The organism is Bordetella genomosp. 5 (assembly GCF_002261315.1).
Classification (GTDB): domain Bacteria; phylum Pseudomonadota; class Gammaproteobacteria; order Burkholderiales; family Burkholderiaceae_B; genus Bordetella.
Map to the genome: position 1 here is coordinate 273,859 of NZ_NEVP01000007.1, position 20,120 is coordinate 293,978.

Genomic DNA, 20,120 nt, shown 5'->3' on the forward strand with positions numbered 1-20,120 from the left:
TGCGCGGCGCGGCGGCGCCGGGGTTGTCTCCGAAACCGGCCAGCACGGCCGGCCCGCCAGCCCTCGCCGGCGGTGCTGGAGCGCGGTCGGCCAGGCTCGCCGCGCTCTCGATGGGATAGAGGTAAAGCAAAGGGGCTGCCCCGCGCAGCCCCCTCAATGATACGGCCTCGGCCTCAGCCCGCTTTTTCGCGGATCGCCGGCCAGGCGCGTTGCAGGTAATACAGCATCGACCACACGGTGAGCACGGCGGCGACCAGGATCAGCCACGTACCGACCACGCGCAGATCGACACCGCCGAGCGGCTGATCGTACAGCAGGCACGGGATCGCGATCATCTGCGCGGCGGTCTTGAATTTGCCGAGCCAGTGCACGGCCACGCTGCCGCTGGCGCCGATCTTGGCCATCCACTCGCGCAGGGCCGAAATGGTGATCTCGCGCCCGATGATGATGAGCGAGATGAAGGCATCGACGCGGCTGAGGTCGAGCAGCACGATGAGCGCGGCGCACACCATGAGCTTGTCGGCCACGGGATCGAGGAAGGCGCCGAAGGCGGAGGTCTGGTTCCAGCGGCGGGCGAGCCAGCCGTCGAACCAGTCGGTGAGCGCCGCCACGATGAAAGCCAGCGCGGCCAGGGTGTCGCGCACGGGCGTGGACATCCAGCTCTCGGGCACATAAAACAACCCGACCACCAGCGGAATCATGGCGATCCGCAACCAGGTCAGGAAAATGGGTACGTTTATCGGCATAGTGCTCGTATGCTACCTCAGGTCGGCCTCAGCGGGCGGTCATCAGTGCAGGGCGTCGTAGATCCGCCCGGCCAATTCGTCGGAGATGCCATCGACCGACGCCAGGTCTTCGACACTGGCGGCGATCACCCCCGACAGACCGCCGAAGCGGGCCAGCAGGCGTTGCCGCCGGCGTGCGCCCACCCCTTCGATCTCTTCGAGGCGCGACACGGTGCGCGCCTTGGCGCGCTTGGCCCGCATCCCGGTGATGGCGAACCGGTGCGCCTCGTCGCGCACCTGGGCGATCAGCATCAGCGCGGCCGACTCCTTGCCGAGCGCGACCGGCACGCGGCCGTCGGCGAACACCAGCGTTTCGAGGCCGACTTTGCGGTTCTCGCCTTTGGCCACGCCGACCAGCGCCGCGATATCCAGCCCCAGCTCCACGAAGACCTGGCGCGCCACTTCGACCTGGCCCTTGCCCCCGTCGATCAGCACCAGGCCCGGCATCTCGGCCTCGCCGTCGGCCACCTTGCCGAAACGCCGGGTCAGCACCTGGCGCATGGCGGCGTAATCGTCGCCGGGCGTGATGCCCACGATGTTGTAGCGGCGATAGAGCGAGGGCTGCATGTCGTGGTGCAGGAACACGACGCACGACGCCTGCGTCGCCTCGCCCGCGGTGTGGCTGATGTCGAAACACTCGATGCGCAGCGCGTCCAGCGCGGCTTCGTCGGTGTCCAGGTCCAGCGTTTCGGCCAGCGTACGGGTACGGGCGGCCTTGGCGCCCGACTCGGTGAGCGCGCGCGCCAACGCCATTTCGGCGTTTTTCTCGGCCTGCTCCAGCCAGGAACGGCGCACGCCCTGCGGGCGGGTCAGCACGCGCGCCCGGGTGCCGGTCTGCTCGGCCAGCAGGGACAGCAGCTCGGGATCGGGCAAGGCGTGCGTACAGACCAGGATCGGCGGCAGCGGACTGTCGGTGTAGTGCTGCGCGACGAAGGCTTCCAGCACGTTGGCCGCCTCCTCGCCTTCGGCGTGCGCCGGGAAGAACGGCTTGTCGCCCAGGTGGCGTCCGCCGCGCACCATGGCGAGATTGACGCAGACCTTGCCGCCCGCGCTCGCCACCGCGATCACGTCGGTATCGTCGCCACCGGCGTTTTCCATGGTCTGCTGATGCAGCACGCGCGACAGCGATCCCATCTGGTCACGCAAGGCGGCGGCTTCTTCGAAGCGCAGGGATTCGGATGCCTGAAGCATGCGCGCCTCGATCTCGCCCATGACCTCCTGCGCTTCGCCATTCAGAAAGCGCACGGCGCGATGCACGTCGCGTTCGTACTCGTCGGGCTCGATCGCTTTGACACAGGGCGCCGAGCAGCGCCCGATCTGATGCAGCAGACAGGGCCGCGACCGGTTGGAAAACACCGTGTCTTCGCAGGTGCGCAGCCGGAATACCTTCTGCAGGATCTGGATCGTTTCGCGCACCGCCCATGCGTTGGGATAGGGCCCGAAAAACTGCCCGCGCTTGTTGGTCGCGCCACGGTAGTAGGCGATGCGCGGCCAGGCATGGCCGGTGATCCACAGATACGGATAGGACTTGTCGTCGCGAAACAGGATGTTGTATCGCGGGCGCAGGCTCTTGATGAGGTTGTTTTCGAGGATCAGCGCCTCGGCCTCGGAGCGCGTGACCGTGACCTCGACGGTCGCGACCTTGGCCACCATCTGCGCGATGCGCGGGCTGGCGAGGTTCTTCTGGAAATAGGACGAGACGCGCTTCTTCAGGTCGCGCGCCTTGCCCACATACATCACCTGGCCGTCGGCATCGAGATGCCGGTACACGCCCGGCAGATGCGGCAGATCAGCGAGAAACGATTTGAGATTGAATGCGTCGGGCATGCTGGTAACGGGTCTGGGCCTGCAGCGCATCCCAGGTGGGCGCGGCAAACGCGGGCATCAGGCGGCGGATGCGTTCGATCGAGACGGGGTCGTGCACGACCTTCAGACGTGCAAGCAGCTCATCGGCCAGATCGGGGCGGTTGCACACCAGCACCATGTCGCAGCCGGCGGACAGCGCGGCCTCGGCACGCGCCAGGATGTCGCCCGCGACCGAGGCGCCTTCCATGGTGAGGTCGTCGGAAAACACCACGCCATCGTAGCCCAGGCGCTCGCGCAGGATCTCGGTGACCCAGCGGCGCGAGAAACCCGCGGGTTGCGCGTCGACCTTGGGATAGATCACGTGCGCCGGCATCACGGAGGGAATGACGCCGTCGCCCAACCAGGCGTAGGGCGCGCCGTCTTCCTTGAGGATGCGTTCGAGCGGACGCGGATCGACCGGAATTTCGTGATGCGAGTCGGCGCTGACGAAACCATGACCCGGGAAATGCTTGCCGCACGCCGTCATGCCGGCCAGCGCCAGGCCCTGCGCCAGCGCACGCGCCAGCATCGCCACCACGCGCGCGTCGCGGTGGAAGGCGCGGTCGCCGGTCACCTTGCTGACGCCGTAGTCGAGGTCGAGCACGGGCGTGAAGCTCATGTCGACGCCGCACGCGCGCAGCTCGGCGGCCAGCACGTAGCCGGCTTCGGTGGCGGCGCGCATGGCCTCGAGCGGATCGCGATCCCACAGAAGGCCCAGCGCGGCCATCGGCGGCAGCGCCGTGAAACCGTCTTCGCGAAAGCGCTGCACGCGGCCGCCTTCGTGGTCGACCGCGATCAGCAGCGGCTCGCCGCGCGCGTCATGGATGCGGCGGGTGAGCTCGGTGAGCTGCGCACGATTCTCGAAATTGCGCGCGAACAGAATCACGCCGCCCACGAGCGGATTGCGCAGGCGGGCTTTTTCTTCGTCGGTGAGGCGCGTGCCGGCCACGTCGACCATCACGGGACCGGGCGGGAGGTGCTTGTGGGCCTTGCCCTTGGAATCTTTCTTGGATTTCTTGCCAGCCATGGCGCGGCGTCCTTGTGGAGGTAGAGGAATGATCGCGTGCTTCAGCGCGGCCGGCTCTCGACGATGACATAGGCGGCCGCCATGTCGATCTCGTCGGTCAGCGACACGTGCGCGGCGCCGAAGCGGGCGTCATACCAGGTCTTGAGTTCGGGGGCGATGACCAGCACCGGCCGCCCGCCCGGGGCATTGAGCGTCTGCACGCGCGTCCAGGTCATGGGCATGCGCATGCCCAATCCCACGGCCTTGGAGAAGGCCTCCTTGACCGCGAAACGCGTGGCCAGGAAACGCACGCCCCGCATCGGGTCGCGGGCGCGTCGGGCATGGAATTTCTGCAATTCCTGCTCGCCCAGGATTTTTTCGGCGAAACGATCGCCATGGCGCGCGAGCGCGCGCTCGATGCGGTCGATGCGGATCAGGTCCAGACCGATGCCGGCGATCGCGCCCATGGGCAGAGGCGCGGAGACCGGCGCGGCATCGGCGGCGGACGGGAGGGTCGGCTCGGAAACGGAATCGGTCATGGCAAGGTCGGGGAATACGCGGCGGGCGATCGTGACGGGCGCATCACGGCGCGCATGCGCCACGGCCCGAGGCACGGTGGAGGTCCATCGGATCACCCATCATACGCGAGCGGGTAAGGCGCCGGCGTGACCGGTGGCGAGCCCGCGTAACCGCGCGACACGGCGCGGCTCAGCGTCCGCGCGCGGCCTCGACCATCAGCGCCTTCATGTCGCGCACGGCCTTGTCCCAGCCGTCGAACACGGCCTGCGCCACGATGGCGTGGCCGATATTGAGCTCGGACAGTCCGGGCAGCGCGGCCACGGGCTTGACGTTGCCGTAATGCAGGCCGTGGCCCGCATTGACGCGCAGCCCGAGGCGCACGCCCACCGCCACGGCGGCACGAATGCGTTCGAGCTCGGCCTCGGCCTGTGCGCCCTCGGCCTCGGCGTAGGCGCCGGTGTGCAGCTCGATCACGGGCGCGCCCACGCGGGCGGCCGCCTCGATCTGGCTCGCTTCGGGATCGATGAAGAGCGACACGCGAATGCCCGCGGCCTGCAACTGCGCCACGGCCGCGGCGACCGCGGCCTCGGCGCCGATGACATCGAGCCCGCCTTCGGTGGTGAGCTCGGTGCGCTTTTCGGGCACCAGGCAGACGTCGTCGGGCTTGACCTCGCAGGCGATGGCCAGCATCTCGGGCGTGATCGCGCACTCGAGATTCATGCGGGTGCGCAACAGCGGCCGGATGGCGTGCACGTCGGCATCCTGGATGTGGCGGCGGTCTTCGCGCAGGTGCAGCGTGATGAGGTCGGCGCCGGCCTCTTCCGCGCGTACGGCGGCGGCGACCGGGTCGGGGTACTGGGTGTGGCGCTGCTGCCGCAGGGTGGCCACGTGATCGATGTTGACGCCGAGTTCTATCATGGTGTTGCGCCGCGGCTAGGGCCGCGAGTTCTGCTGAGTAGGTTGGGAAGCTTGCTGGTCAGCAGGGATTGTATGTTCCTGCCAGCCTCCGCCCAAGGCCTTGTACAGCTCGACCCGGTTGGTGAGGGACGCCAGGCCCGCCTGCACCAGGGCGATCTGCGCATTGAAATAGTCGACCTGGGCCGTCTGCACCTGCAGGAAGCTGTCGATCCCGCCCGAGTAGCGCAGGTTCGACAGCTCGAGCGTGCGCGCCGACGAGGTCTGCAGACCGCGCAGGGCATCGAGCTGGGCGCTGTAGGTGGCTTCGCCGGCCAGCGCGTCCGACACTTCGCGGAACGCCTGCTGGATGGTCTGCTCGTACTGCGCCACGCTGATGTTCTGGCGCGCGCGGGCGAGGTTCAGTCCCTCGACGATGCTGCCGCCCGAAAACAAGGGCATGGTCAGCTGCGGCGAGAAGCTCCAGTAGCCCTGCCCGCCCCGGAACAGCCGGTCGAGGTCGGGGCTGGCCACGCCCAGCAGGCCCGTCAGCGAGATCGTCGGGAAGAAAGCCGCGCGGGCCGCGCCGATGTTGGCGTTGGCCGAGCGCAGCTGATTCTCGGCCGCCAGAATGTCGGGACGGCGCTCGAGAATATCGGACGGCAGGCCCGCCGGCACGGTGGCCAGGATCTGGTCGCGGCCGAACTCGGCCGGCGCCGGCAGATCGTCGGGCAATGCCGGCACGCCGACCACCACGAGCAGCGCATTGATCGCCTGCGCACGCGTGCGCGCCAGGCTGGCGAGATCCGCCGAGGCCTGATCGAGCAGCGCCTTGGACTGGTTGAAGTCGAGCTCGGAGGCCACGCCGCCTTCGAAGCGGGTCTTGGCGAGCCGGAACGACTCTTCGCGCGAGGCCAGCGTCTTCTGGGTCAGCTCGAGCTGGACATCGGCCGCACGCAGGTTGAAATACGACTGCGCCACCGAGCCGACCAGCGTGATGTGCACGGAGCGCTGCGCCTGCTCGGTCGAGAGGTACTGCTGGTAGGCCGCTTCGGACAGATTGCGCAAGCGGCCGAACAGATCGATCTCGAACGTGGTGAGGCCGATGCCGGCCTGCCAGGAGCTCGAGATCGAGGTGGAATCGGGACCGCCCACGCGCATGTCGCGCGGCAGACGCTGACGCTGGCCCTGCACGCCCACGCCGATGGCGGGCCACTGCGAGCCGCGTTGCACGCCGTACTGAGCCCGCGCCTCTTCGACGCGTTGCACGGCGACACGCAGATCGCGGTTGTTGACCAGCGCGAGCTCGATGAGCTTCTGCAGGCGCGGATCATGGAAGAACTCGCGCCAGCCGATTTCGGCCGCCGGCACCGCGCCCGCCGGCGCGACGTTGGCCGCGGGCTGGGTGCCCAGGTCGGTGGCACGGTCGTAGGCGCCGTAGCGCACGCTGGGTTGTTCGGGCCAGTTGGACTGCACCGGCGACTCGGGACGCTCGTACTTGGGCGCCAGCGAGCAGCCGGCCAGGGCCGCCACGGTCAGCGCCAGGGCGCTACGCTTGAACATCAGGGCCGTCATTCTTTTTTCTCCTGGCCGCCTTGCGTCGAATCCGGCGCGGGCAGTGCGGGCTTGGGCGCGTCGGCGGTTTCGCCGGTCTGCGCACGCTGGGCCGCCTGTTCTTCTTCGTAGGCCTTGGCTTCGGCGCCCAGCAGGCGCGGCTTGGTCTTGAAGAGGCTCATGACCACGACGAAGAACGTCGGCACGAAAATCACCGCGAACGGCGTGGCGGCCAGCATGCCGCCCAGCACGCCGATACCGACGGCGCGCTGGCTGGCGGCGCTGGCGCCGGTGGCGATGGCCAGCGGCACCACGCCCAGGATGAAGGCGAGCGAGGTCATCAGGATGGGCCGGAAGCGCAGCCGCGCCGCCTCCACCGCCGATTCGTAGAGCCCCGCGCCGCGCGCGTACTGGTCTTTGGCGAACTCGATGATCAGGATGGCGTTCTTGGCCGACAGGCCGATCACGGTCACCATGCCCACCTGGAAGTACACGTCGTTGGACATGCCCATCGCCGACACCAGCCCGACCGCGCCCAGCATGCCCAGCGGCACGACGAGCAGCGCCGACAGCGGGATCGCCCAGCTTTCGTACAGCGCGGCCAGCACCATGAACACCACCAGCAGCGCCAGACCCATCAGGATGGGGGCCTGGCTGCCGGCCAGACGTTCCTGGTACGACAGACCGTTCCATTCGTAGCCGAAGCCCGCCGGCAGCTTGGACATGAAGCCTTCCATGGCGGACATGGCTTCGCCCGAGCTGTAGCCCGGCGCGGCGTCGCCGCTGATCCGGACCGACTCATAGCTGTTGTAGCGCACCACCTGGGTCGGGCCCTGGGTCCACTTGGCCGTCACGAAGGCCGACAGGGGCACCATGCCGCCGTCGGCATTGCGCGCGTTCAGCGCCAGCACGTCTTCCATCTGCATGCGGTACTTGGCGTCGGCCTGTACCCAGATGTTCTGCATGCGGCCCATGTTCGGGAACTTGTTCAGGTAGGCCGAGCCGATCGCGGTCGAGATCAGCGTGGCCGCCTCGCCGAAGTCCACGCCCAGCGCCGCCGCCTTGTCGCGGTCGATGTTGAGCGAGAGCTGCGCGCCCGGTCCGAGACCGGTGATCCGCACCTGCGACAGGACCGGGCTGTCCATGGCCATGCCCATCAGCTGGCCGGTGGCCGCGGCCAACGCATCGGTTCCGGCGCCCGCGCGATCCTGCAGCCGGAAGTCGAAGCCGGTGGCGTTACCCAGCGCGGAGATCGCCGGCGGCACCACGGTGAACACCATGGCGTCCTTGATGCCCATGAACAGACTCTGGAAGGCCCCGCCCGCCACCGCCATCGCGGAGTTCTCGGCGCCCTTGCGCTCGGAGAAGTCCTTGAGCGTGGTGAACACGAGCGCCGCGTTCAGACCGTTGCCGTTGAAGCTGAAGCCCTGCACGGCCACCACGTTTTCGGTACCCGGCTGCTTGCGGAAGTATTCCTCGACCTGCTCGATGACCTCGATCGTGCGATTGGCCGACGAGCCCGACGGCAGCTCGACGTTGCTGATCACGTAGCCCTGATCTTCTTCGGGCAGGAACGACGACGGCATGCGCAGATAGAGCCAGCCCAGCAGGATCACCAGCAGCATGAAGACGAACATCATGCGACCACCCTTGTGCAGGATGCGCGAGACCCAGTTCTGGTAGCCGTGCGTGGTCGCGTCGAACTTGCGGTTGAACCAGCCGAAGAAACCCTTCTTCTCTTCGTGATGGCCCTTGGGCACGGGCTTCAGGATGGTGGCGCACAGCGCCGGCGTGAAGCTCAGCGCCAGGAAGGCCGAGAAGAAGATGGACACGGCCATGGCCACGGCGAACTGGCGATAGATCACGCCCACCGAGCCGCTCATGAAGGCCAGCGGCAGGAACACCGTGACCAGCACCAGCGTGATACCGACGATGGCGCCGCTGATCTGCGGCATGGCCTTGCGTGTGGCCTCCTTGGGTGGCAGCCCCTCGGTCACCATGATCCGCTCGACGTTCTCCACCACCACGATGGCGTCGTCCACCAGGATCCCGATGGCGAGCACCATGGCGAACATGGTGAGCACGTTGATCGAGAAGCCCAGCGCCAGCATCACCGCGAAGGCGCCCATCATGGCGACCGGCACGACCAGCGCCGGAATCAGGGTGTAGCGGACGTTCTGCAGGAACAGATACATCACCAGGAACACCAGCACCATGGCCTCGAGCAGGGTGTGCACCACCTTCTCGATCGAGACCTTCACGTACGGCGCGGTGTCGTAGGGAATCTCGTACTTGATGTTGTCCGGGAAGAACTGCGCCAGATTGGCCATCTCATTGCGGATGCCGTCGGCGGTCGCCAGCGCGTTGGCGTTGGGCGACAGCACCACGGCGAACGCGGCGGTCGGCTGGCCGTTCAGGCGGGCGCCGAACTGGTAGTTGTCGGCCCCCACCTCGATGCGGGCGACGTCGCGCAACAGCACCTTCGAGCCGTCGGTATTGGCGCGCAGCACGATGCTGCCGAAGCCCTCGACCGTGCTGAACTGGCCGTTGGCGGTCACGGTGGCCGTGACGCGCTGGCTTTCGGGGTTGGGCGGCGCGCCGATCTGGCCGCCGGACACGAGAATGTTCTGCTGACTGATGGCCTGGTTGACCTGGGCCATGCTCAGATTCAGACCGACCAGCTTGGCCGGGTCGATCCAGATACGCATGGCGCGCGGCGCGGCAAACAACTGGAACTGCCCCACGCCGGGCACGCGCGAGATCGGGTTCTTGATGTTGCGCGTGATGTAGTCGGCGAGCGCGGCCTGATCCAGCGTGCCGTCGGTGGACGACACCGTGACGAACAGCAGGAAGCCCGCGCTGGTCTGGTCATATTGCAGACCCTGCTGCGTGACCGCCTGCGGCAACTGCGCCGACACGTTGGACACGCGGTTCTGCACGTCCACCTGCGCGAGGTCGGGGTCGGTGCCCGGACGGAACGTGGCGGTAATCTGCGACTGGCCGTTCGAATCGCTCACGGATTCGTAGTACAGCAGGCCCTTGGCACCGTTGAGTTCGTCTTCGATGATACTGGTCACCGTCTCGGCGACTTCCTTGGCGGAAGCACCCGGATAGGTGGCGGTGATCTGAATCGCGGGCGGGGCGACGTCCGGATACTGCGCGACCGGCATATTGGGCAAGGCCAATATCCCCGCGAGCAGGATGAACAGGGCGACGACCCAGGCGAAGATCGGTCTTTCGATAAAAAATTGCGGCATGTGGGCTGACTCTGAAAGCGATGCTCACGAGAAGAGGTACGCGGCGCCCGGCAGGCGCCGCGCGCCGCTTAAGACTTCTGGCCGGCCTGCTCGGCGGGCTGTTTGGCGGGCTCCTGGGCGGCGGGCTTGCCATCGGCGGGCTTGCCGTCGGCGGGCTGACCCGCGGCAGGCTTGCCCTCGCCCGGCTTGCCCGGCGTCCAGGGCGTGGGCCGCACCGGCGCGCCCGGACGGATCTTCTGGAAGCCCGCCACCACCACGACGTCACCGGCGCTCAGGCCGCTGGTGATCGTCCACTGGTTATCGATGACGGACCCCGTGGTCACGGGCACCTGCTGCACCTTGCCGTCTTTCACGAGCATCAGACTCTGCAGGCCGTCGGACGTGCGTTGCAACGCCTGTTGCGGCACCAGCAGCGCCTTTTCGTTCACGCCCTCGTCCAGGCGCACACGCAGGTACATGCCCGGGAGCAACACGTGATCGGGGTTGGGCACTTCCGCACGCAGGTTGACCTGGCCGGTCGAGGGATCGACCGTGATGCCGGTAAAGAGGAGCTTGCCGGGATGCGGATAGACGCTGCCGTCTTCCTGCACCACCGACACGCGCGCGGCGTCCGGACCCAGCTGCTGCAACTGGCCCTTGGCGAAGGCCTGGCGCAGGCGCGCCAGTTCGGTCGTCGATTGCGTGAAGTCGACATAGACCGGATCGAGCTGCTGCACCAGAGCCATCTGCGTGGCCGAGGTGGACTCGACCAGCGCGCCTTCGGTCACCAGCGCCTTGCCGATGCGCCCGCTGATGGGCGAGGTCACGTCGGTGTAGCCGAGGTTGATCTTGGCGGCGGTTTGAGCCGCGCGTGCCGCAGCCACGGCGGCTTCGGCCTGGCGATAGGCCGCGACGGCGTTGTCGTTTTCCTGCTTGCTGACGGCGTTGGCCTTGACCAGCGGCGCGTAGCGTTCGGCGAGCACCTTGGCCGAATACAGGTCGGCCTGGGTCTGCTTGAGCTGCGCGGTCGCCTGGTCGTAGCTGGCCTGGTATTGGGCCGGGTCGATCTTGAACAGGACCTGGCCTTCCTTGACGTCGCTGCCCTGCTGGAACTGGATCTTCTGGACGATGCCGGTCACGCGGGCGCGGATCTGGGCGTCGCGCACGGCGTCGACGCGGCCGGGCAGGTCGGAGATCGTGGAGGCCCGCTGCGGTTGAATGGTGATGACGCTGACTTCCGGCGGGGGAGGTGCGGGCTGTTCCTTCTCGCCACATCCCGCGAGGGCCAAGGACACGGTTGCAACAATACCCAGGGCCGAAACACGCTTACGCGAAAAACGCATGGATCCCTCACGGAGTGAAAAATCGCGCCATCCCCCGCTCGCCCCCCAGGGGCGATTGTTATGCGATTGTCAGGGGGGGCGTGGAACCCGTTACTGTAGCTCATTTTTTTTAGATTTTTTTAAGAAAGCTAGACGCCACGGGCCTCTCCGGCGTATGGTCCTTGCCCGCCCGCCGGCCGCCAAACCCGGCGTGAAACGGTCGCGCAGGCGCCTTTACGGCATGCCGTGGCGACAATCCGCCGCCCGGCGCTCGATTGTTGCGCCCGCAACGCCCCCACGCTTCATCCCTGCCATCCTCAGCCGGGTTCGCGCGCCCTGCCGCGGGCCCGGTGCACGTCGTGCGTGACCACGCTTTGGTCCGGATCGGGACGGTCCAGCACATGGGGCTGGGACAGCGTGGCGCGGATGTCGGTCAGGCCCGATCGCCAGTGCTCCTCGACCGCCGCCGTGCTGAACTCATAGTCCTTGGACTGACGCTCGTATTGCTTGGCCTCGTAAATCAGGTTCACGATATTGACCGCCGGCGTGCAGGCCTGCTCGAGCAGCTCGGCCATCTCGGGGCAGTCGCGCGCATCGGGCGGCAGGCGCTCCAGCACGCGCTGCAGGCTGCGGCGCAGCTTGAGCACCCGGGCGAACGAGTCCGTCACCACCCGGGTCCGGCTCGAATACTGAATGTCTTTCTGGCGCTCGGCCACTTCAGCCAGCGTGGTGGGCAGCGGGCCGCGCGCCGGCCAGAGATCCACCTGGAACGCCAGAGTGTCGCGCATCGGATGCACGCTGAGGATCTGCGACAGCGGCGTGTTCGACACCAGCCCGCCGTCCCAATAGAACTCGCCGTCCACCTCGACGGCCGGAAATCCGGGCGGCAGCGCCCCGGAGGCCATGATGTGCTCCACGCCGAGCCGGGTGGTGGTGCTGTCGAAGTATGCGAAGTTGCCGGTGCGCACATTGACGGCGCCGAAGCTGGCCCGAATGTCGCCCTGATTCAGCAGGTCGAAATCCACGTGCTGGCGCAGCGTCGCGGCCAGCGGGGTGGTGTCATAGAAACTCGTGGACGCCGCGCCCGCCCCCTGCAGCAGATACGGCGGCGGAAAGCGGGGCGTGAAGAAACCCGGCTGCCCCTGCACCAGCGCGTGCGCCGCGGCAAGATGCCCGTTGAACGTGGGCAACGCGGACGCGAACGGGGCATCCGCCAGCAGTGAGGTCCATGCCTCGCCCCAGGGCAGCGCGGCCAGGCCCGCCGGCCGGCTCACCGCCGTCCAGAAGCTGCGCAGCCGCGCCACGCGCTCGTCGGGAGGCGAGCCGGCGATGATGGCCGCGTTGATCGAACCGATCGAAATACCCGCGATCCAGTCCGGCGCGATGCCGGCCTCGTGCAGGCCTTCGTATACGCCTGCCTGGTAGGCGCCCAGCGCGCCTCCGCCCTGCAGGACGAGCGCCACGGTGTCGTAGGCCGAGGCGCCGGCCGCGCTCGGGGCGCGGCGGGATTTGCGCGTCATGCGTATTTGCTCCCTGCTGCATGCGAGGCCGTGGGCCACGCGCAAAGACGCGGGCCGAGGCCCGCGGGGTGAAGCGGCGCCTGGCCGCCGCTCAAGGTTTCTTGGGGGCCGTCTGCACCGCGCCGCTGCCGGCTCGGAACGGATAGTTGCTGAATATCTGCGCCACGGTCTTGTCCACCGTCTCGGGCGCCGCCGCCTGCTGCGGATCGCGCACCTCGCCCGTGGCCACGCCCTCCCACACCAACTGTTTGCGGCGCGCGTCGATCAGGTCGATGTTGAGCGTGCCTTCGGTGTACTGGATGACGTCGTCGCCCCAGCCGTACCCCGGCCAGGCGCCATAGAAACCGGCGCGGTAGCCGTAATAGCCCATATAGGGCGCGGGGGGCGGCGCGGCCGGCACCACCTCGGTCTGCTTCTGCAGCTTGCTCGCGAAGTTGACCAGGAGATCGGGCGACTCGGCGCGGTAGGTATAACCGCGCATCTCCATCTGCGCCGTGGTGGCGGCCTTGAGCCGCTGCGTGAGCAGGCCCGCGTAGCCCGCCCGGTCGGTGCCCAGCGGCTGCATGTAGCCAAAGGTGCGATACTGCGCGAAATCGGCCTGGTGATCGTAGTCGCTGCGGACCACGGGCCCGCTGGCGCAGCCGGCCAGCATCGCGCTCAACAGCAGCGCCACCGCGCCCATCGGCCGGCCCGCTCGCGTCCACACTCGGTCAGTTCCTTGCATGATCCCGCCCTCCGGTCATCGTGTCAGTGCCAGGATCAGGATGGCCTCGGTCCGCGACCGCGGCCTGCCCGAGCTGGCGAGTCCGGCCTGCCGAGCTGGCGGCCGATCCGTCCTTTTTAATGCAGAGTATTCTCCGCGACAATGCCCACGCCCCCTGCCCCCGCCGACGCGCCCCCTCCGCCCCTCGCCCTGACCGGTTCGATCTGGTTGCGCGCGGGGGACCAGAACTGGGGCGGCGCCCAGCGCATCGACCTGCTCGTGCAGATCGATCTCACGGGCTCGATCACGGCCGCGGCCAAGGCCGCCGGGCTGAGCTACAAGGGGGCCTGGGACGCCATCGACACCATGAACAACCTGGCCGGCGAGCCGCTCGTGCTGCGCGCGACCGGCGGCAAGGGCGGCGGCGGAGCCCGCCTGACCGACCGCGCGCGCCAGCTCATCACCACCTTCCGCGCGCTGGCCGATGCCCATCAGCGCTTCATGCAACACCTGTCCGAACAGGGCGTGTCGCCCGCGGGCGACATCGATCTGGTGAAACGGCTCATGTTCAAAACCAGCGCACGCAACCGCCTGTTGGGCACCGTGGCCCAGGTCCGCACGGGCAAGGTCAACGACGAAATCGAATTGCGCATCGCGGGCGGGCACCGCGTGGTGGCCACCATCACGCGCGCCAGCACCGAAGAGCTCGGGCTCGCCCCGGGCCGGCCCGTCATCGCGCTGATCAAGGCGCCTGCGGTGATGCTGGCGCTGCCGCAGCCCGGGCTGCGCCTGTCGGCCGAGAACCAGATCGAGGGGTCGATCGCCGCGGTGCGTCCCGGCGCGGTCAACGACGAGATCGTGATCGACGTGCCGGGTGGCGCGGCCCTGGTGGCCGTGGTGACGAGCGAGAGCACGCGCGCCATGGCGCTGGCCGAAGGCGTCACGGTGCTGGCCTGCTTCAGCGCCTCGGCCGTGATCCTGGGCGTGGTGGACTGAGAGGCAGGTGCGGCCGGCGAGGTGCGGCCGGCTAGGTGCGGCCGGCCAGGTGCGGCCGGCTAGGTGCGGCCGGCTAGGTGCGGCTGGCGAGGTGCGGCCGGCTAGGTGCGGCCGGCGAGGTGCGGACCCGACCGTCTCAGAGCGCGGCCGGCTCGCGCTCGGCCACCACCCGGCCGTCGCGCAGCTCGAACACCGCCAGCCCCAACGCCTGCACATCCGCCGGGTCGTGCGTGATGAGCATCATCGGCACATCCAGCGTTTCCTGCAGCTCGCGCAACTCCGTGCGCATCCGCTGCCGCAGCTCGGCGTCCAGCGCCGAGAAAGGCTCGTCGAGCAGCAGCAGGCCGGGGCGCGCCACCAGCGCACGGGCCAATGCCACGCGCTGCTTCTGTCCGCCCGAGATCTCGCTCGGATAGCTGTGCAGCACCGGCGCGAGTTCGAAGGCGTCGACCCAGCGCGACGCCTCCGGCGGCAGCTCGCGGCGGCGCGGATTGAGCCAGCCCGGCTTGAGCCCGAACACGATGTTCTGCGCCACCGTGAGATGCGGGAACAGCGCGTAATCCTGAAACAGATAAGCCACCCGGCGGGCCTGCGGCGCGACCCAGACATTCGCGGCGCTGTCATAGAGCGTGCGCCCGCCCACCTCGATGCGGCCCGCGTCCGGCCGCATCAGCCCGGCCACGGCGCGCAGCGTCTGGCTCTTGCCGGCGCCCGACGGGCCGAACAGCACGATGCGCCGTGCGTCGGTACGCAGGTTCACGGCGAGTTCGAAACGCCGGTCGCCCGACACCAGCGTCTTGCGTACGCCGATCGCGATGCTCATGCGTCGCTCCGGGCGTTGCGACGGCCAGGCCCGGGAAACAGCCGCCCGGCCAGCAGCAGCGCCGCCACGCAGACCGCCGACGTGATCAGCACCAGCAGATTGGCCGTGCGGTCATCGCCCGCCTGGACCGCCTCGTAGATGGCGATCGACAACGTCTGGGTGCGGCCCGGCAGATTGCCCGCGATCATCAGCGTGGCGCCGAACTCGCCCAGCGCCCGGGCGAACGCCAGCAGCACGCCGGCCCCGATGCCGCGGGCCGCCAGGCGCAGCATCACACGCAGGAAAATCCCCATCTCGCTCACGCCCAGCACGCGCGCGGCCGCCGGCAGCTGCGGGTCCACATCCTCGAACGCGGCGCGTGCCGACTTGAGCACCAGCGGAAACGCGACCACGGCCGCGGCGATCACCGCGCCCTGCCAGGTAAAGACCAGTTCGATGCCCCACCCGGCCAAGGTCTCGCCCAGCACGCCGCGGCGTCCGAGCAGCACCAGCAGGTAGTAGCCCAGCACGGTGGGCGGCAGCACGAGCGGCAGCGTGAGGATGGAATCGACCAGATCGCGCAGCGGCGAGCGCCAGCGCGCCAGGCCATAGGCCGCCGCCACGCCGGCGATCGCCGCGATCACGGTGGCCCACAGCGCCACCTTGAGCGACAGCAACAGCGGCACCCAGATCGGATCCGTCACGCCGGGCTCCCGGTCGGGCGGGCGCAGCGCAAAGCGAGGGCGTACAGCAGAGACATCGCAACCTTTGGCGAGCGTCGGGCGGGTGAATCAGCGTGCTTCGGCGTCAGGGCTTGGAGAAGCCGAACTTCGCCAGAATAGCCTGCCCCTTGTCGGATCGCACATAGTCGATGAACGACTGCGCCTCCTTGGCCGACGCCTCGCGCGTCGTGCGGGCGATCGGATATGTGATGGCCTGCGGCGTGGGCACCTCTGCCACCACGCGCACCTTGTCGGGCATCACGGCGGCGTCGGTCGCGAAGACGAAGCCCGCATCCACTTCACCGCGCGCCACGTAGTCCAGGCTCTGGCGCACATTCTGCGCCGGCACGCCCTTGGCGGCCACCGCATCCCAGAGATTCTGCTGCTTCAGCGCGCCTTCGGTATAGCGGCCCACCGGCACCGAGGCCGGATTGCCGTAGGCGACCCGCTTGACCGCCTCACCCGCGAGGTCCTGCGTGCTGGTCACCGTGGCGGCCACGCCCACCGGCGTGATCAACACGAGCTTGTTGGCGGCGAAATCGACGCGCGTGGCGGGCAGCACGGCCTTCTGGGCCACGGCCCGATCCATGGCGGTCTGGTCGGCGGATGCGAACACGTCGGCCGGCGCCCCCTGTTCGATCTGGCGCAGCAGCACGTCGGAGGCGGCGAAATTGAACGTCAGCTTGGTGCCCGGATGCGCCGCCTCGTAGGCCTGGCCGACCTCGCGAAACGCGTTGGTGAGCGATGCCGCGGCGGACACCACCAGATCGGCCGCCATCGCGGGGCTCGCCCACACGCCGGCCAGCACGGCCGCGATCACTGCTTTGTCGCGCAAGGTCATTCGAATCTCCGGTTTGCCGCGCGCGTCAGGAAAACGGGCAGCGATGCAAGCGAAATATACCGAGCTATATAACGCGCGTCAAAATTGGTGACCCGGTGTTTGCGCAGTATCAAATACGCGCGGGCGCCAAGCGGCGCCGATGAAAAACGCCGCCCTGGCGGGGGCGGCGTGAGCGGGTGCCGACGCAGGGACCGGCGTCTCAGCTCAGCAGCAGCGCGTCGTCGGCGAGCTTTTCGCCGCGCACGCGCTCGAACATGGCGAGCAGGTCCGGCACGTCCATGCCGCGCCGCTCGTCGCCCGAGACATCGAGCACGACCTGGCCCTGGTGCAGCATCACCGTGCGCTCGCCCACGTCCAGCGCCTGCCGCATGCTGTGGGTGACCATCATCGTCGTGAGCTTGTTCTCGGACACGATGCGGGCGGTGAGCTGCAGCACGAAATCGGCCGTGCGCGGATCGAGCGCCGCCGTGTGCTCGTCGAGCAGCAGGATGCGCGACGGTTGCAGCGCCGCCATCAGCAGGCTGACGGCCTGGCGCTGACCGCCGGACAGCAGGCCGATCCGGTCGGTGAGGCGGTTCTCGAGGCCCAGGCCCAGCGTGGCCAGACGCTCGCGAAAGCCTTCGCGCATCGAGGCCTTGACCGCGCGGGACAAGCCGCGGCGCGCGCCGCGCAGCTGGGCCAGCGCCATGTTCTCTTCGATGGTGAGGTCTTCGCAGGTGCCGGCCATGGGATCCTGGAACACCCGCGCCACCCGGCCGGCGCGCGCCCACACGGGCTGGCGGGTCACGTCGGCGTCGTCCACCAGGATCTGGCCCGAATCCACGGGCAGGTCACCGGACACGGCGTTGAGGAACGTGGACTTGCCGGCTCCGTTGGAGCCGATCACGGTGACGAACTGGCCGCTGGGAATGTCGAGCGACAGACCGCGCAGCGCGCGCGTCTCGATCGGCGTGCCGGCATTGAACGTAATGAACAGATCGCGTGCGCACAACATATCAGCGCCCCTTCTTGCCGAACAGACGGCGCTTGAGCATGGGAATGACCAGCGCGATCGTCACCAGGACGGCGGTCACGAGATTCAGGTCCTGGGCCTTCAGGCCGATGAAGTCGCTGTTGAGCGCCAGGGCGATGAAGAATCGATACACGATGGCGCCGATGATGACGGCGAGCGTGGCCATCACCAGCTTGCGCGACGGCAGGATGCTTTCGCCGACGATCACCGCGGCCAGCCCGATCACGATGGTGCCGATGCCCATCGAGATGTCGGCGCCGCCCTGCGTCTGCGCGAACAGCGCGCCGGCAAGCGCCACTAGCGCGTTCGACAGGGCCATGCCGCCAAGGATCATCGCGCCGGTGTTGACGCCCTGCGCACGAGCCATGCGGCCGTTGGAGCCGGTGGCGCGCATCGCAAGGCCGCTCTGCGTGGCGAAGTACCAGTCGAGCACGATCTTGGCCACGATCACCACGAGCAGCAGCAGCAACGGCCGCGCTTCGTAATCGCTGAGCCACGACGGCTGCAGGATCGTGAAAATCGTGGGCTCCGTGATGAGCGGCACGTTGGGCTTGCCCATGATGCGCAGATTGATCGAATACAGCGCGATCATCATCAGGATGCTGGCGAGCAGGTCCATGATCTTCAGGCGCACATTGAGCCAGCCCGTCACCAGTCCGGCGAGCGCGCCGGCACAGGTGGCGATGATCGTGGACGTGAACGGGTCCATGCCCGAGGCGATCAGCGTGGCCGCAACCGCGCCGCCCAGCGGAAAGCTGCCGTCGACCGTGAGGTCGGGGAACCGCAACAGGCGAAACGAAATCAGCACGCCCAGCGCCACCAGACTGAAGATCAGGCCGATCTCCAAAGCGCCCAACAGTGAAAACAGAGACATCAAATCCATCCGGTCAGGGAGCAGGAACGGGCATGCTACCTAAAGCACACGCCGCAATTCTTGCGTTCGAGCATCGGTAATACCCGAGGTTTCGAAACGAATATTTCAAAAGCTGAAGGGGACAGGGGAAGGGAAAGGGGAGCCCCCACGCTGCGCCTTCGGCTTGCTGCCCCCCGAGGGGGCGCTTTTGCCTTGGGGCGGCCCGGCGGCAAAAGGTGCCCCCACGCTGCGCCTTCGGCTTGCTGCCCAGTAAACAAAATGCCCCGCGCCAGGTGGTGCCTGGGGCGGGGCATCGGCGAAACCGTGATTATTTCACGATCTGCGCGGCCTGCTTGACCAGCGCGTCCGACAGCGTGACACCCTGCTTTTCGGCGGCGCCCGGGTTCACGAAGAGCTCGAGCTTGGAGCTGGTTTCGGAGGGAATCGCGCCGGGCTGCTCGCCCTTCAGGATGCGGCCGACCATCTTGCCGGTCTGCACGCCGAGGTCGCGGTAGTTGATGCCGAGCGCCGCGATCGCGCCGCGCTTGACGCTGTCGGTATCGGACGCGATGAGCGGCAGCTTGGCGTCGTTGCCGACCTTGACCAGCGCCTCGTAGGCCGACACCACGTTGTTGTCGGTGTTGGTGTAGATCACGTCGACCTTGCCGATCAGGCTGCGCGCGGCCGAGGCCACGTCGACGGTGCGCGGCGCGGCGGCCTCCACCAGCGTCATGCCCGCCTTGGGCAGCAGCTCCTGCAGTTGCTTGACCACCACGACCGAATTGGCTTCGCCCGGGTTATAGACCATGCCCACGCGCTTGGCTTCGGGCACGACCTTCTTGATCAGCTCGATCTGCTTGTCGAGCGCGAGCAGGTCGGACACGCCGGTGACGTTGGTGCCCGAGGCCTGCATGCCCGGCACGAGCTGCGCCGCCACGGGATCGGTCACGGCCGAATACACGACCGGCACGGTCTTGGTGGACGCCACGACGGCCTGGGCCGACGGGGTCGCGATCGCCACGATGGCATCGGGCTTATCGCCCACGAACTTGCGAGCGATCTGCGCCGCGGTGCCGGTATTGCCCTGCGCGCTCTGGTACTGCCACTTCAGGTTCTTGCCTTCGTCGAAGCCGGACTGCTTCAGGCCTTCCTTGACGCCATCGCGCACGGCATCGAGGGCCGGATGTTCGACGATGGCGGTCACGGCGACCGACTTCTGTTGCGCCAGGGCCGGCGCGGCCTGTACGGCCATCGCCAGCGCCATCGCGCCGACCGTCAGAAAATGTTTTTTTCCGATCAGCATAGGTAAGCTCCTTACACCCGTTGTTTATGGTTCGTCGCAACCAGGTCGGTCGCGAGAGCGCGTAGTCTAACGTGGGCAAACGCCGGAAGCGGCGCGGGATATCCCTCATCGCCCGGCTGCGCTATCGCCCGAAAGGTGTAGTCTAACGTCAGCGCCCCGCTGCACCGCAGCATCGGCCCGCCTCTCTTTCTTTCCGGCCCGACCTGT

The 20,120-nt window shown here is 68.0% G+C and carries 17 protein-coding genes; 1 reads left to right on the forward strand and 16 read right to left on the reverse strand.

Annotated features, from left to right (window positions below; genetic code table 11):
* Window positions 1–173: 173 nt before the first annotated feature.
* The 10 genes from pgsA to CAL25_RS13320 form a co-directional block, all read right to left on the reverse strand.
* Window positions 174–746 (reverse strand): CDP-diacylglycerol--glycerol-3-phosphate 3-phosphatidyltransferase, encoded by a 573-nt coding sequence (gene pgsA, locus CAL25_RS13275; protein WP_094800700.1) that lies wholly within the window; start codon window positions 744–746, stop codon window positions 174–176.
* Between the two features lie 42 nt (window positions 747–788).
* A complete protein-coding gene (gene uvrC / locus CAL25_RS13280; protein WP_094800701.1) occupies window positions 789–2,612 on the reverse strand; it encodes an excinuclease ABC subunit UvrC in 1,824 nt (607 codons plus the stop codon).
* The gene (gene nagZ / locus CAL25_RS13285) at window positions 2,575–3,657 is read right to left on the reverse strand and encodes a beta-N-acetylhexosaminidase (RefSeq protein ID WP_094800702.1); all 1,083 of its coding nucleotides are present in this window, start codon (window positions 3,655–3,657) and stop codon (window positions 2,575–2,577) included. The genes uvrC and nagZ overlap by 38 nt, the downstream gene beginning before the upstream one ends.
* A gap of 41 nt (window positions 3,658–3,698) precedes the next feature.
* Window positions 3,699–4,103, reverse strand: a complete 405-nt coding sequence (gene acpS / locus CAL25_RS13290) for a holo-ACP synthase (RefSeq protein ID WP_094800812.1) — start codon at window positions 4,101–4,103, stop codon at window positions 3,699–3,701.
* Between the two features lie 241 nt (window positions 4,104–4,344).
* A complete protein-coding gene (locus tag CAL25_RS13295) occupies window positions 4,345–5,073 on the reverse strand; it encodes a pyridoxine 5'-phosphate synthase (RefSeq protein WP_094800704.1) in 729 nt (242 codons plus the stop codon).
* Window positions 5,074–5,088: 15 nt separating this feature from the next.
* On the reverse strand, window positions 5,089–6,624 hold the full coding sequence (locus tag CAL25_RS13300; RefSeq protein ID WP_094800705.1) for an efflux transporter outer membrane subunit: 1,536 nt from the start codon (window positions 6,622–6,624) through the stop codon (window positions 5,089–5,091).
* Window positions 6,621–9,860, reverse strand: a complete 3,240-nt coding sequence (locus CAL25_RS13305) for an efflux RND transporter permease subunit (RefSeq protein ID WP_094800706.1) — start codon at window positions 9,858–9,860, stop codon at window positions 6,621–6,623. The genes CAL25_RS13300 and CAL25_RS13305 overlap by 4 nt, the downstream gene beginning before the upstream one ends.
* A 68-nt stretch (window positions 9,861–9,928) precedes the next feature.
* Window positions 9,929–11,182: an efflux RND transporter periplasmic adaptor subunit gene (locus tag CAL25_RS13310; protein ID WP_094800707.1), complete on the reverse strand. Its 1,254-nt coding sequence runs from the start codon at window positions 11,180–11,182 to the stop codon at window positions 9,929–9,931.
* Window positions 11,183–11,478: 296 nt separating this feature from the next.
* Window positions 11,479–12,681, reverse strand: coding sequence for a DUF3734 domain-containing protein (locus CAL25_RS13315; protein WP_094800708.1), 1,203 nt, complete (start codon window positions 12,679–12,681; stop codon window positions 11,479–11,481).
* Window positions 12,682–12,772: 91 nt separating this feature from the next.
* Window positions 12,773–13,363: a DUF4136 domain-containing protein gene (locus CAL25_RS13320; protein ID WP_094800709.1), complete on the reverse strand. Its 591-nt coding sequence runs from the start codon at window positions 13,361–13,363 to the stop codon at window positions 12,773–12,775.
* 183 nt (window positions 13,364–13,546) lie between these two features.
* Here CAL25_RS13320 and CAL25_RS13325 point away from each other — a divergent pair, with 183 nt between their 5' ends.
* A complete protein-coding gene (locus CAL25_RS13325; protein WP_094800710.1) occupies window positions 13,547–14,380 on the forward strand; it encodes a TOBE domain-containing protein in 834 nt (277 codons plus the stop codon).
* A 136-nt stretch (window positions 14,381–14,516) separates the two neighbouring features.
* Here CAL25_RS13325 and CAL25_RS13330 read toward each other — a convergent pair whose 3' ends face one another.
* The 6 genes from CAL25_RS13330 to CAL25_RS13355 all read right to left on the reverse strand — a co-directional run bounded on the left by CAL25_RS13330 (window position 14,517) and on the right by CAL25_RS13355 (window position 19,913).
* Entirely contained in the window at window positions 14,517–15,203 is a 687-nt protein-coding gene (locus CAL25_RS13330; RefSeq protein ID WP_094800711.1) for an ATP-binding cassette domain-containing protein, read from the reverse strand.
* The gene (gene modB, locus CAL25_RS13335; RefSeq protein ID WP_094800712.1) at window positions 15,200–15,886 is read right to left on the reverse strand and encodes a molybdate ABC transporter permease subunit; all 687 of its coding nucleotides are present in this window, start codon (window positions 15,884–15,886) and stop codon (window positions 15,200–15,202) included. The genes CAL25_RS13330 and modB overlap by 4 nt, the downstream gene beginning before the upstream one ends.
* 103 nt (window positions 15,887–15,989) lie before the next feature.
* The gene (modA, locus tag CAL25_RS13340) at window positions 15,990–16,745 is read right to left on the reverse strand and encodes a molybdate ABC transporter substrate-binding protein (RefSeq protein WP_094800713.1); all 756 of its coding nucleotides are present in this window, start codon (window positions 16,743–16,745) and stop codon (window positions 15,990–15,992) included.
* 199 nt (window positions 16,746–16,944) lie between these two features.
* Window positions 16,945–17,739, reverse strand: a complete 795-nt coding sequence (locus tag CAL25_RS13345; RefSeq protein ID WP_094800714.1) for an ABC transporter ATP-binding protein — start codon at window positions 17,737–17,739, stop codon at window positions 16,945–16,947.
* A gap of 1 nt (window position 17,740) precedes the next feature.
* Window positions 17,741–18,631 carry an ABC transporter permease gene (locus CAL25_RS13350; protein ID WP_094800715.1) on the reverse strand — a complete coding sequence of 297 codons (891 nt, stop codon included), beginning with the start codon at window positions 18,629–18,631 and terminating at the stop codon, window positions 17,741–17,743.
* 307 nt (window positions 18,632–18,938) lie between these two features.
* A complete protein-coding gene (locus CAL25_RS13355) occupies window positions 18,939–19,913 on the reverse strand; it encodes an ABC transporter substrate-binding protein (RefSeq protein WP_094800716.1) in 975 nt (324 codons plus the stop codon).
* Window positions 19,914–20,120 lie beyond the last annotated feature (207 nt).